At 63.8% G+C, this 13,194-nt stretch carries 12 protein-coding genes; 5 read left to right on the forward strand and 7 right to left on the reverse strand.

Going from position 1 to position 13,194, the window contains the following annotated elements:
• Positions 1-73: 73 nt before the first annotated feature.
• Positions 74-697, forward strand: coding sequence for a metalloregulator ArsR/SmtB family transcription factor (locus I6L33_RS00570; protein ID WP_216973394.1), 624 nt, complete (start codon positions 74-76; stop codon positions 695-697).
• A gap of 307 nt (positions 698-1,004) precedes the next feature.
• Entirely contained in the window at positions 1,005-1,481 is a 477-nt protein-coding gene (locus tag I6L33_RS00575; protein WP_005304871.1) for an Lrp/AsnC family transcriptional regulator, read from the forward strand.
• A 92-nt stretch (positions 1,482-1,573) separates the two neighbouring features.
• On the opposite strand, the gene I6L33_RS00580 is transcribed toward I6L33_RS00575, so the two are convergent.
• The 3 genes from I6L33_RS00580 to I6L33_RS00590 all read right to left on the reverse strand — a co-directional run bounded on the left by I6L33_RS00580 (position 1,574) and on the right by I6L33_RS00590 (position 2,722).
• Positions 1,574-1,891 carry a hypothetical protein gene (locus I6L33_RS00580; protein ID WP_005304873.1) on the reverse strand — a complete coding sequence of 106 codons (318 nt, stop codon included), beginning with the start codon at positions 1,889-1,891 and terminating at the stop codon, positions 1,574-1,576.
• A gap of 145 nt (positions 1,892-2,036) precedes the next feature.
• Positions 2,037-2,264, reverse strand: a complete 228-nt coding sequence (locus tag I6L33_RS00585) for a hypothetical protein (RefSeq protein WP_005304875.1) — start codon at positions 2,262-2,264, stop codon at positions 2,037-2,039.
• A 32-nt stretch (positions 2,265-2,296) separates the two neighbouring features.
• A complete protein-coding gene (locus tag I6L33_RS00590) occupies positions 2,297-2,722 on the reverse strand; it encodes a MarR family winged helix-turn-helix transcriptional regulator (protein WP_005304877.1) in 426 nt (141 codons plus the stop codon).
• Between the two features lie 204 nt (positions 2,723-2,926).
• Between I6L33_RS00590 and I6L33_RS00595 the strand changes: the two genes are divergently transcribed.
• From I6L33_RS00595 to chrA, 3 genes are all read left to right on the forward strand, one after another.
• Positions 2,927-3,931: an NADP-dependent oxidoreductase gene (locus I6L33_RS00595; RefSeq protein WP_042051379.1), complete on the forward strand. Its 1,005-nt coding sequence runs from the start codon at positions 2,927-2,929 to the stop codon at positions 3,929-3,931.
• A 157-nt stretch (positions 3,932-4,088) separates the two neighbouring features.
• Positions 4,089-4,532 (forward strand): NUDIX hydrolase, encoded by a 444-nt coding sequence (locus I6L33_RS00600; RefSeq protein WP_216973395.1) that lies wholly within the window; start codon positions 4,089-4,091, stop codon positions 4,530-4,532.
• A gap of 229 nt (positions 4,533-4,761) precedes the next feature.
• Positions 4,762-5,922 (forward strand): chromate efflux transporter, encoded by a 1,161-nt coding sequence (gene chrA, locus I6L33_RS00605; RefSeq protein WP_216973396.1) that lies wholly within the window; start codon positions 4,762-4,764, stop codon positions 5,920-5,922.
• Positions 5,923-6,002: 80 nt separating this feature from the next.
• Here the strand turns inward: chrA and msrB are convergent, their stop codons facing one another.
• The 4 genes from msrB to malQ form a co-directional block, all read right to left on the reverse strand.
• Entirely contained in the window at positions 6,003-6,389 is a 387-nt protein-coding gene (msrB, locus tag I6L33_RS00610) for a peptide-methionine (R)-S-oxide reductase MsrB (RefSeq protein ID WP_054543476.1), read from the reverse strand.
• A gap of 56 nt (positions 6,390-6,445) precedes the next feature.
• Positions 6,446-8,587: a glycogen debranching protein GlgX gene (glgX, locus tag I6L33_RS00615; RefSeq protein ID WP_216973397.1), complete on the reverse strand. Its 2,142-nt coding sequence runs from the start codon at positions 8,585-8,587 to the stop codon at positions 6,446-6,448.
• Positions 8,587-10,764: a 1,4-alpha-glucan branching protein GlgB gene (glgB, locus tag I6L33_RS00620; RefSeq protein WP_216973398.1), complete on the reverse strand. Its 2,178-nt coding sequence runs from the start codon at positions 10,762-10,764 to the stop codon at positions 8,587-8,589. Before glgB ends, glgX begins: the two co-directional genes overlap by 1 nt.
• A gap of 82 nt (positions 10,765-10,846) precedes the next feature.
• Entirely contained in the window at positions 10,847-13,036 is a 2,190-nt protein-coding gene (gene malQ / locus I6L33_RS00625) for a 4-alpha-glucanotransferase (protein WP_216973399.1), read from the reverse strand.
• Positions 13,037-13,194 lie beyond the last annotated feature (158 nt).

Here is a 13,194-nt window from a genome sequence, read left to right on the forward strand (position 1 = left end):
GAAATCCCTCTCCCCATAATGGGTACCTGAGCGCCACCCCTCTGGCGTGCCAGCCGATCACGAGAGCCGCCCCATGAATGCCAGCACCGACAAGATACTGCACCTGTTGAAGACCAAAGGCCCCCAGAGTGCCGCCGAGCTTGGAGAGCAGCTGCAGATGACCTCCATGGGCGCCCGCCAGCACCTGATGACGATGGAGGCCGACGGCTGGGTGAGTTTCAACGACGAGGCCCGCGGGCGCGGTCGACCGGTGCGGCTGTGGCACCTCACCGAGCAGGCCTGGCAGCGCTTCCCCGACAGCCACAGCGAGCTGACCCTGCAGCTTATCGACAACATCCAGCAGCTGTTTGGCGCGGTGGGCATGGAGCGGCTGATCGACCAGCGGGAACAGCAGCAGCTGGCCCGCTATCAGGCCGAGCTGAACCAGCCGGCGCTGGCCGACCGGCTGGCCAGGCTCAAGGAGCTGCGCTGCCGGGAAGGCTATATGGCTGACTTGCGTCAGGAGGAGGATGGCAGCTGGCTGCTGTGGGAGAGTCACTGCCCCATCTGCGCGGTGGCGAGCGCCTGCCGGGGCTTTTGTCGCAGCGAGCTGGCGCTGTTTCGCCGGTTACTGGCGCCGGCCGAGGTGGAGCGGGAACAGTATCTGCTGGAGGGGGATCACCGCTGCCTCTATCGCATCAAGCCGCAGCAGGGCTGAACGCCGCGCACAAAAACAACAAAGCAGGCGCCGGGATGCCTGCTTTGTTGCCTTCGGGGAGGGGATGCTCTCGTTCCAGCCCGTCGTTGCCCGATAAGGTGAGACGGCTGATGGGGCTCTTGACCCGGTAAGGTCCTTCACCACAGAGACCGGGTTGGGTTTCTGTCTTGCCACCGGAAGATGTAACCATGGTACCCCTGCCGGCCCGGTGAGTGGTTGCGAAGTAGCATGTATTTTCAGTTGTTTTTGCAATAGTTCACCCTTAATCTAGGAAAAGTGAATTAGTAATTGCAACGAGGAACGGAGAATGCTGAAACTTGATCGCATTGACAGGCATATTCTGGAGTTGATGCAGGAGAATGGCCGCATCAGCAACCTGGAGCTGGCCGAGCTGGTCGGGCTCTCCCCCTCCCCCTGCTCCCGCCGGGTCAAGGCGTTGGAAGATGCCGGCCTCATCGACACCCACGTCACCCTGCTCAACGCCCGCCAGCTGGGGCTGACCCTCACCGCCTACATTCATATCTCCATGGACCGGCATACCCCGGAGCGGTTCGAGAATTTCGATCGGGCCATCAGCGAACTGCCGGAGGTGCTGGAGTGCGACCTCATCACCGGCAACGACGCCGACTACCAGCTCAAGGTGGTGGTGCGGGACATGGAGCACTATCAGCACTTCCTGCTGGACAAGCTGACCCACATCCCGGGGGTGACCGGGGTGCGATCCAGCTTCGTGCTGCGCCGGATCAAGCACAAGACGGCGCTGCCGCTCAACCACCTGGGTTGAGCGTCGGCCGCCCAGATCAGCGCGAGATCAAAAAGAGGAGGCCCAAGGGTCTCCTCTTTTTACATGTTCAAACTGCTGGAGCAGGCTGGTACTCAGACCGCCACCTGGCTCACGTCCTGCACCTGCAGGAGCCAGCCGGCCTGCTCCTGCTGCGGCTCACCGCTGACCCGCAGCCGCTCGCCGGTCGGCACCCACTGCCCCTGGGGCAGGGAGACCAGCAGACTCTCGCTGCCGTTGTCGAACAGCCAGCGGTCCTCCCCCAGCGACTCGATCAGATAACCTTCCATCTCCACTCTGGACTCGGCTTGCCAGGATGGCGCAACGGAATCACGGCTCTCGATGAAATCCCCCTGAACACCAAAACTGGCCAGCCCCCACAGAATGGAGAGCCCAACCAACGATGATTGCATCTCGTCTCTCCTCTTTTGGAACTGTAGGGCCAGTATGGGAAGAGAAAACTGAGCGCACCATGAACAAGGTGGCAAAGTGCCGGTGGGATCGCGAAAAAAACCGGCCAATCGGCCGGTCGTGTCATTTTATGGCGTCTGGATCACACTATTTGGCGGCTTCCTCTGCCATCCGTGCGGCCCTTGGCTTATTCGTCCACATGGCAACACCGCGATGATCCGCGCAGATCCCCTCCTCCACCACGGCCCGCACCCGGGTGCCGTCCTTGCAGATCGCCTGCCAGGCATCGGCATCGTCGATGGCCATCGACGGGGAGTGGGAACTGGTGCTGCAGGCACCCAGCAACAGGGCAAACAGGGGCAACAAGATTCTCATGGAGGGCTCCTCAGACGGATGGTCGGTCGAACTCAACGCCCCAGCTGGGCCGAGATGCGATCGCAGAGCTGCTTGAGCTGGGCCAGTTCAGCATCGGCCAGATCCACCTGATTGCGCAAGCTGTCTGCCAGACAGCAGCCCTGCACCTCCTGCTGCAACTGGCGGCCCGCCTCGGTCAAACGAATGCATTTTTGCCGCTCATCCTCGCGGGAGACGGTGCGGGTCAGCCAGCCCTTGCTCTCCAGCCGCTTGACGATGGGGGTCAGGGTACCCGCATCCAGCCCGGTCTCCTGACCTATCTCCTTGAGGCTCACCTCGTCCCGCGCCCACAGCGACAGCATCACCAGATACTGGGTGTAGGTGAGATCCAGCTTGTCCAGCAGCGGCCGGTAGGCCCGCATCACGGCATTGGAGGCGCTGTAGAGGGCAAAACAGACCTGCTTTTTCAATTCACTCATGGGGCACCTCGCTGACGACTGGGGCCAGTATACCCCAGGAAAATCGGGGGTCGAATAATTTGCACACAAAACAGTTGTCAGCCCTCCGTTTCAGGATTAACCTGATTTTAGTTTGCACACAAACAAAATCATCCAGCGCCGCCGACACACAAGGCCCGGCCCGTCTCCGGCGAGGCTTGCACCAGATCCAACGGGAGAACCGCCATGAATGCCACCAGCCATCAAATCCAACTGCTGCGCCGCCCGGTCGGCCTGCCCGCCGCCGCCGATTTCTCCCTGGTCGAGGTGCCGCTGCCCCCCTTGCAGGAGGGCGAGGTACAGGTCGCCAACCAGTGGCTGTCGGTGGATCCCTACATGCGTGGTCGCATGAGCGAGGCCAAGAGCTATGTGCCCCCCTTCCCCCTCAATGGCCCCCTCGATGGCGGCGCCATCGGCGTGGTGGAAGCCTCGCGTCACCCGGATTTCGCGGTGGGCGACCGGGTGAGCAGTATGCTGGGCTGGCGCGATCGCTTCGTCGCCAACGGCGCTCAGCTGACCAGACTGCCCGACACCCGCCTGCCGCCCCAGCGCTTTCTCGGCGCCCTCGGCATGCCGGGCATGACCGCCTGGACCGGGCTCAACCGCATCGCCAAACTGCAGGCCGGTGAAACCGTGCTGGTGTCGGCCGCCTCCGGCGCCGTCGGCTCCATGGTGGTGCAGCTTGCCAAACGGGCGGGGGCCCGCGTCATCGGCTCCACCGGATCTGCCGACAAGGTGGCCTACCTCAAGAGCCTGGGGGCCGACGAGGTGATCAACTACCGTGAGACCCCGGATCTCGATGCCGAGCTGGCCCGGCTGGCGCCGGACGGGATCCATGTCTACTTCGAGAACGTGGGGGGTGCCATGCTGGACGCCGCCTTCAATCACATGGTGGTGCACGGCCGCATCGTGATGTGCGGGCTCATCGAGCAGTACAACGGCCAGAGCGAGGCGAGCGGGCCGCGCAACCTCTCCCAGGTGATCCGCAAGCGCCTCACCATGCAGGGGCTGATCGTGTTCGATCACTGGCAGCACTACGGCGAGTTTCTGGCCGAGGTGACCCCGGCCTTCGACGCCGGCACCCTGCAGGCCGAAGAGACTGTCTATCAGGGGCTCGCCAGCATGCCGCAGGCCTTCATCGGGCTGTTCGAAGGGCGCAACACCGGCAAGATGCTGGTCAAGCTGGGGTGATCCGCAGCTCTGGCGCCTGACGCCGCAGACTGCTTGCATGACGGGCCCATCCGACCTAAGGTGGGCCCGTTTTTTATGGTGCAATCCGCCGTTTGTGCAAGGAGCCGCTCATGGGCTCCCTGCTTGTCCCGCGTCATCCCTGCAAGGAGCCCTTCTTATGTCAACTCCCTATCCCCGCGTCGGTGTCGGCGTGATCCTCACCAACCGCCAGGGCCAGGTGCTGCTTGGCAAGCGCAAGGGGAGCCACGCCCCCTACTGGTCCATCGCCGGCGGCCATCTGGAGCTGGGAGAGACGTTCGAATCGGCAGCGATCCGGGAAGTGGCCGAGGAGACCGGTTTTCGGATCAGCAACCCCAGCGTCATCGCCGTCACCAACAACCTGGAGACCTGGCGCGAGAGCGGCCTGCACTATGTCTCGGTCACCCTGCTGGCCGAGGTAGAGGGAGAACCCCAGCTGCTGGAGCCTGAGAAGTGCGAAGGCTGGATCTGGTGCGACCCGCGCGCTCTGCCGGAGCCCCACTTCGATGCCAGCCGCCAGTCCATCGCCTGCTGGCTGGCAAATCGTTGCTACCTGCCGACCTCGAGCCAGCCGGCCCCATAAACCATCGCCTGCTGGTTGGCGAATCGTTGCTACCTGCCAACCTCGAGCTAGCCGGCCCCATAAGCTATCGCCTGCTGGCTTGCTGGCCGTTGCTACCTGCCGACCCCGAGCCAGCCGGCCCCATAAGCCATCGCCTGCTGGCTGACAAGGCGCGGCTACCTGCCAGCAGCCCCCTGATTTGTCATCAAAAAGTCATCGCACTGTCATATCATCTCCACCGTCTGATGGGATGTGCGAGGAGAGCGACGAGGTGGGACAGGTATTCATGCAATTTCTGTGGTTGGGCTGCATCAGCTTTGGTGGGCCGGCCGCCCATATCGGCTACTTCCAGCGTACCTTTGTCGAGCGGCTGGGCTGGCTGACCCAGGCCGAATTCGCCCAGTTGCTGGCCCTCTGCCAACTGCTGCCGGGGCCTGCTTCGAGCCAGCTCGGCTTTGCCATCGGCCGCCAGCGGGCAGGGCTTGGCGGAGCGCTGGCCGCCTTTGCCGGCTTCACCCTCCCCTCCTTCCTGTTGTTGCTGGCCGCCGCCATCGGTCTGGGCCAGCTCGGCAACAACGTCTGGCTCGATGCCGCCCTGCACGGCCTCAAGCTGCTGGCGCTGGTGGTGGTCGCCGATGCGGTGCTCACCATGAGCCGCCAGTTCTGCAAGACAACGCAGAGCCAGGGGATCATGGTCGCCACCGCGGCCGCCCTCTGGTGGCAACCCGACCTGCTCACCCAGCTCGTCATGCTGGCGGGCGCCGCCCTGCTCTGTGCCCGCCAGGCAGACCACAGCGGCACTCCCTTGTCGTCTGCCGGCGCAGTGAGCCGACCCCACTGGCCCACCCTGCTGCTGTTCGCCCTGCTGTTTGTCGGCCTGCCGCTGCTGGGGGGCCCCGTCGGCCAGCTGGTCGCCGACTTCTACCGGGCCGGCAGCCTGGTGTTTGGCGGCGGCCACGTGGTGCTGCCCCTGCTGGCGGAGAGCGCGGGGCACAGTCTCAGCCAGCAGCAACTCCTGACCGGCTACAGCCTGGCCCAGCTGGTGCCCGGCCCCATGTTCACCCTGGCGACCTATCTCGGCGCCCAGTTGCTGCCGGCCACCCCGTTGGGCGGTGCTCTGCTGGCGACCCTGGCGCTGTTTCTGCCCGGTTTTCTGCTGCTGTGGGCCATGGGCCCCTGCTGGCAGAGCTGGTTGGCCCGCCCTCGCCTCGCCGGCGCCGTGGCCGGCATCAACGCCGCCGTGGTGGGTCTGCTGCTGGCGGCACTCTATCAGCCGGTCTGGCAGAGCGCCGTACTGGCCCCCACCGATCTGGCGCTGGCCGCCGTCGGCCTCTACCTGCTGCGGGCACTCAGGCTCCCCATTCTGGCGCTGGCGACCCTGTTGATGGGGGCCGCCCTGCTGCTGGCCTGAGCGACCCAGGCAGCGGCCACAAAGAAACGGCCCCCTGCCAAGGCAGGGGGCCGTTTTTGCATGCATGTCGATCGCCAGGCTCAGGGCTCGGGCTCGAAATCCAGGCTCAGGCTGTTGATGCAGTAGCGCTGGCCAGTCTCGGTCGGCCCGTCCGGGAAGACGTGACCGAGGTGGGAGCCGCACTGGCTGCAGGTGATCTCCACCCGTTTCATGCCGTGGCTGTTGTCCTCTGTGTAGGTCACGGTCCCGTCGATGGCCCGATCGAACGAGGGCCAGCCGCAGCCAGAATCAAACTTGGCATCCGAGTGAAATAGCACGCTCTTGCAGCAGACGCACAGGTAGTCACCACTCTTGCGGTTGTGGAGCAGGGCGCCGCTGTAGGGACGCTCCGTGCCCTTCTCCCAGCAGACGTGAAACTGCTCGGCGCTCAGCTTGTCGCGCCACTGTTCGGGGTTGTTACTGCTCATTCCGACTCCTCACCACTGATAACGGTGCCCAGCATACCCAGTCAGGGCGCCGCACTCTACCCCGCCAGCGGGAACTGTGATCCCGTTGGCAACACGGCGGCAACATCCGCAGTGGCCAGCGCCTCTTCCTCCGCCAACGCCACCGCACTCAGGGCCACCCGCTCCAGCAGCTTGAGGGAGTGGGCCCGGCCCACCGCCACCTGCCGCTTGATGTCGTCGGGCAGGAACGGCAAGCCGTCATTGGTGGCGGTGTCGATGGTCTGGATCCACTCCATGCCATCCCCTGGCGGCGGCAGGCGAAACTGGATGTCGTAGTCGCTGGCGTTGAACAGCACGAACCAGCGCTCCCCGCCGCAACCGATCATGCCGATATCCATGGCAAACGCCTGCCCCATGGGGGCGTGCCAGTCCTGATCGGTGAGCTGATGGCCATCCGGGTGATACCAGTTGACCTGGTGGCAGCTGCTGGGGGCGCCATTCCAGCTGTCGTCGCTCAGCTGCAGGTTGGAGAAGACGGTGGACTCCGCTCGCAGCGCCATCATCTGCTGGGTGAAGGCGAGCAGCCGCTCGTCCTCCGGTCGCCACTGCCAGTTGACCCAGCTGATCTGGTTGTCCTGGCAGTAGGCGTTGTTGTTGCCGAGCTGGCTGCGGCCCATCTCGTCGCCGGCGAGGAAGTGCGGGGTCCCTTGTGACAGCAGCAGGGTGGCGATCAGGTTGCGCTTCTGCTGCTGGCGCAGGTTGTTCACCCTGGGGTCGAGCGTCGGCCCCTCGACGCCGTGGTTGCAGGAGAGGTTGTTGCCGTGGCCGTCCCGGTTGTCCTCGCCGTTGGCCTGGTTGTGGCGCTGGTTGTAAGAGACCAGATCCTCCAGGGTGAAGCCATCGTGATAGCAGAGGTAGTTGACGCTGGTATGGGGGGAGCGCCAGTTCTTCGGGAACAGATCCCTTGAACCCACCAGCCGGGTGGCAAAGTCCCCCATCTTGCCCGCATCGCCGCGCCAGAAGGCGCGCACCGTGTCGCGGTAGCGGTCGTTGATCTCCAGCCACTGGCTCGGGAACTGGCCGAGCCGATAGCCGAAGGGGCCGATATCCCAGGGTTCGGCGATGAGCTTGACCCGCGCCAGCACGGGATCCGCCATCATGGCCTTGAAGAAGGCGCCCATGGGGTCGAACTCGCCCGCCTCGCGCGCCAGGGTGACCGCCAGATCGAAGCGAAAGCCGTCCACCTGCATCTCGGTGACCCAGTAACGCAGGGCGTCGAGCACCAGCCGCAGGCTGTTGGGGTGATCCAGATTGACGCTGTTGCCACAGCCGGTGACGTTGGCGTGGCGAGTGTAATCGGGGCCGTGGGCCCCCGCCTCGAAGGCGTAGTAACCGGCGTTGTCAAAACCCTTGAAGGAGAGCACTGGACCGTCGAAGCCCGCCTCTGCGGTGTGGTTGTAGACCACGTCCAGGATCACCTCGAGCCCGGCCCTGTGCAGCTCGCGCACCATGGTCTTGAACTCGGTCACCGCCTCCTGCGCCGCATAGCGCGGCTCAGGGGCGAAGAAGGCGATGGGGTTGTAACCCCAGTAGTTGGTGAGCCCCAGCTGCTCGAGCCTGGGCTCGGACATGAAGGCCGCCACCGGCATCAGCTGCACCGCGCTAACGCCGAGGGACTTGAGATGTTCGATGATGAGCGGGTGACTGATCCCCAGATAGGTGCCGCGCAGCTCGCTCGGCACCCCCTGATGCTGGCGGGTGAGGCCCTTGACGTGGGCCTCGTAGATGACGGTGCGCGCCGGCTCGATGGCGGGCTTGCCCACCCCCTGCCAGTCGAAGGCATCATCCACCACCACCGACTTGGCCACCATGGCCGCGCTGTCCCCCTGATAGAGGGCATCGTCCCAATAGGTGGGGCGACTGAGTGCCTTGGCATAGGGGTCGATCAGCAGCTTGTCCGGGTCGAACAGCATCCCCTCCTGGGAGATGCCGTGCACCCGGTAGCCGTAATGCTGGCCGGCCCGAACCCCGCGCACATAGCCGAAGCGATACTGGCCGCGTCGGCCGGGCAGCTCGAGACGGACCAGCTCCCGCTCCTGCTCGTCGAACAGGCAGAGCTCCACCTTGTCCGATTGCGGCGCCCAGACGCAGAAGTGACAACCCGTCTTGTCGAGCAGCACTCCCAGCGGGTAGTCCTGCCCCTTTTCCATTGCAAACATCAAGGCTCCTGTTTGATGAACAAGGTCGCGAGCGGCGGCAAGTCCAGCACTATGCTGTGCGCCATCCCCTGCCAGGGGGTCGGCTCGGCGACGAACACCAGACCCACATCATAGTTGCTGCCCCAGTAATGCTCGCTGTCGGTGTTGAGCACCACCCGGTAGTGACCAGCCGCAGGCACCCCGAGACGGTAGCCGATACGCGGCACCGGGGTGAAGTTGCAGGCCACCACCAGCGGGTTGGCGCCCTGCTTGTCGGCCCGCAGCCAGGCGAAGATGCTGTTGTCGGCGTCGTTGTGATCCAGCCAGCGGAAGCCGGCCTGCTCATAGTCCGCCTGATACAAGGCAGCTTCATGACGGTAGAGGTGGTTGAGGTCGTGGATCAACCGCTGCTGGCCGCCATGCTTGGGATACTGCAGCAGGTGCCAGGGCAGCTGAGCATCGTGATTCCACTCGTTGCTCTGGGCGATCTCGGTGCCCATGAAGTTGAGCTTCTTGCCGGGATGAGCATACATGAAGCCCATGTAGGCGCGCAGGTTGGCCGCCTGCTGCCACTCGTCCCCCGGCATCTTGTAGAGCATGGAGTGCTTGCCATGCACCACCTCATCGTGAGAGAGCGACAAAATGAAGTTCTCGTCATAGTGGTACACCATGGAGAAGGTCATGTCGTTGTGGTGGTAACGACGGTGAATGGGCTCTTTCTGCATGTAGGTGAGGGTGTCGTGCATCCAGCCCATATTCCACTTGAAGCCAAAACCCAGACCGCCCAGGAAGGTGGGACGGGAGACCCCGGCAAAGGCGGTGGACTCCTCGGCGATGGTCATGGCGTGGGGGTACTTGCCGTACACCTCCTCGTTGGTCCACTTGAGCAGGCTGATCGCCTCGTAGTTGTGGTTGCCGCCATCGACGTTGGGTACCCACTCCCCCTCGTTGCGGGAATAGTCCAGATAGAGCATGGAGGCCACCGCATCCACCCGCAGGCCGTCGACGTGGAACTTGTCGAGCCAGAACAGGGCGCTGGCCACCAGGAACTGGCGCACCGTATTGCGACCGAAGTCATAGATGTAGGAGTTCCAGTCCGGATGCCAGCCGCGGCGCGGATCCTCGTACTCGTACAGCGGGGTGCCGTCGAAGCGAGCCAGCCCGTGGGCATCGGACGGGAAGTGGGCGGGCACCCAATCCAGAATCACGCCGATCCCGGCCTGGTGGCACTGATCCACGAAGTATTTGAAATCATCAGCCGTGCCGTAGCGGCTGGTGGGGGAGAACATGCCCACCGGCTGGTAGCCCCAGGAGCCACTGAACGGATGCTCGGAGACCGGCAGCAACTCGATGTGGGTGTACTCCATCTCTTTGACGTAATCGACCAGCTCCACCGCCAGCTCGCGCCAGCTCAGGCTGTCACCGTTGGGGTGGCGCTTCCAGGAGCCGACGTGCAGCTCGTAGATGGAGAGCGGCTGCTCCCGCTTGTCGTTGAGCTGGCTCTCGCGCCAGGCGGCATCCTGCCACTGGTACTGGTCGTGGTCATAGACCACGGAGGCGAACGAGGGGTACTGCTCGCAGTAGAAACCCACCGGGTCGCTCTTGTGCGGCAGCCGGTTGCCCATGGGGTCTTTCAGTTCGAACTTGTAGCGATCCCCCGCCTTGAGGCCCGGCACGAACAGCACCCAGTGACCGCACTGGCTGCGCTGCATCGGGTGGCGACGGCCATCCCAGAAGTTGAAATCGCCGATCAGGCTCACCGCGGTGGCGCTCGGCGCATAGACCGCAAAGCGCACCCCCTCCACTTGCTGGTCCAGATGCTCCACGGTGCGCAGCTGGGCACCGAGCGTGTGATAGAGGTTTTCCGGCTGGTAGGTGAGCTCCGCCAACCCGGCCCAGCCCGCATCCTGGAACTGATAGGGGTCGATGACCTCGACGGTGGCATCTGGGTAGTCGGCAAGCAACTGGTAGGGGAAGGGATTTTTACGGCGGGTGAAAACAGTTTCAAAGAGGCCCGAATCATCGGTGGGCGCCAGGGTGGCAACAATCTTGCCCGACTTGAGATCCCTGACCCGTACGGCCTGGGCATCGGGTAACCAGACGGTCAGCTTGAGGCCGGGCCCATCCGGATTGGCCTGCAGGCCTAAGTGGGAGAAGGGATCGGAACAGCGGGCTGCAACCAAACGTTCAACGAGCATCGAGATTTCCTTTCATAGCTGAGCATCCGCTCCGGCCTGGGCCGAAGCGGATGTAAGTGAGTCACGTTTTGTCGGCAGTGGCTCAACGACTGGCCTCGTCACGGGCCTGGCTCATCTTGCCTGCCAGCGCCTTGAGCGCCTCATTGGCAAAAATATCCTCCAGATCGGTGGAGAGCTTGCGGCGCCAGTTCGGGTACTCGTAACTGGTGCCAGGCACGTTGACCGGCTTGTCCATCTCCAGCCAATCCTCCAGCTGGGTGCTGAACAGGGCGCAGCTGCCGCGGGACATGTGCAGTTGCAGACCGTGGTTGAGCTCGGTGTTCATGCCAACCCAGTTCACGTCGTGGCTGATGTTGCCGGAGATCACCCCGTGGCCGTGCAGGCTGTCGAGAATGCGCTGCTTGGCCTGGTGGCGATCAGCATACAGGGTCTTGAGTACGTCTTCATCTGGATACAACCCCAGCTCGCGCCCCAGCGCCAGATCGTCACAATGCCAGAAGCCCTTGAGGGTCGGCATGTCGTGGGTAGTCAGCGCCGACATCGCCTGCTCGGCATAGTGAGCCGGGGAGATGAAGCCGCCATCGGCCTTGGAACGTTCGAAGAAGAACACCTTGTAGGAGTGGACGCCGTTCTCTTTAAGGGTCACGTCGATCCCCTCCGGCACGGTACCGAGATCCTCGCCGATCAGCAGACACTGGTTGCGGTGGGACTCGAGGGCCAGGATGCCGAGCAGATCGTTGACCGGGTAATAGATGTAGGCGCCTTTGGCGGCCGACTCTCCGGGCGGCACCCACCACAGGCGCAACAAGGCCATCACGTGGTCGATACGCAGCGCGCCGCAGGAGCGCATGTTGGCACGGAACAGATCCACCATGGGCTGGTAGGCCGCCTCGAACAGCTGGTTCGGGTTCATGGGGGGCAGACCCCAGTTCTGACCGAGCGGGCCCAGGATATCGGGCGGCGCACCGACCGAGGCTTTCGGGCAGTAGAGATCCCGGTTAGCCCAGATCTCGGTGGAACCTTCGGAGACACCCACCGCCAGATCGCGGTAGATCCCCATCACCATGCCCGCCGCCTTGGCACGGGCGTCGGCCCGGGCCAGCTGCTCGTCGGCCAGGAACTGCAGATAGAGGTAGAAATTCACGTCCTGGCGGTGCTCGGCCATCCAGGCCGCCACTTCAGGATTGTGGTAGTCGCGGAACGGCTCCGGCCACACCGGCCAGCCCCAGGCATTCTCGCCCTTGGCATAGAAGTGGGCTTGCAGGGCATCGAAGGCGGCCTGTTGCTGCAGGCTGTCGCCGCCGGCGGCAACGAACCCATCGAAGGCGGCCTGACGCTCGGCACTCAAGCTCGCCTGATCGAACACCTGGCGCAGCATGCCGAGCTTGGTCTCGATGACGCCGGTGTAATCCACGTTACCCTTGGCACGCAGCTCGCTCAGATGCTGCTGGAAAGCGGGGCTTGCCACTTCCGCCTTGAGACCTGCGTTCCCTTGGAATTCGGGCACCGCTTCCACATCGATATAGGCCACGTTGAGCCAGCGTCGGGACGAGGGGCTGTAAGGGCTAGCGCTCTCCGGGTTGGCCGGATAGAGGGCATGGATCGGGTTGAGGCCGACGAAGTGGGCGCCCCAGGCGGCCATCTTCTCGACCAGCTGACCCAGATCGCTGAAATCGCCGATGCCCCAGTTGTGGCGGCTGCGCAGGCAGTAGAGCTGCACGCTCGGGCCCCACACCTTGCGGCCATTGGCGATGGGAGGCTGCTTGTAGCAGGCCTTGGGCGCGACGATGAGGCGCATGCTGGCAAGCGGCTCGTCGTTGCCCTCCTCCAGCAGGATCAGATCGTGATAACCCAGCTCGGGCTGCACATCCAGGGCCACGCGATAGGCCTGGCACTCCATCTCTTCGAATTCGGCCACGCCGACCAGCTCACCGTCGATGGGGGTGAACTGACCGGACAACAGGCCGCCCTGCTCCAGCTTGAGCTGCCAGGTGAGGGCATCGTTGACGAATTCGATGGGCAGACGGACTTCGAGGGTAATAGGCTCGCCGCTGCGGACCACCATCACGGGATCCAGCGCACGCAGCCAGTGCTGGCGGTGCTCCTGCTCAAGCTGCTCGGTCAGGGCGGCCTCGTCGTCGACGCGGTAACCCATGGCGCCCAGCATGGCGGCCTTGCTCTCTTCGGATACCTGAGCCGGGTGGCCCCAGGCATCAACATACTCGCTGGCGATACCTTTAGCGGCAGCCAGCTGTTCAATCAGGGTGGTCATAGTTTGAGAATTCCCGCTGTGGATTCTATCTATACTATTTTGATTAATTTTTATGGGTGGTACTTGAACAGTGGCTCTATGGGCCATGCTAAACCGCGCACATTTTTACACATCTATCTGGCTGGTTGTGTGACCGAGTAGGCACTATTGTTGATAAC

Source organism: Aeromonas sp. FDAARGOS 1403 (assembly GCF_019047325.1).
Lineage (GTDB): Bacteria > Pseudomonadota > Gammaproteobacteria > Enterobacterales > Aeromonadaceae > Aeromonas > Aeromonas dhakensis.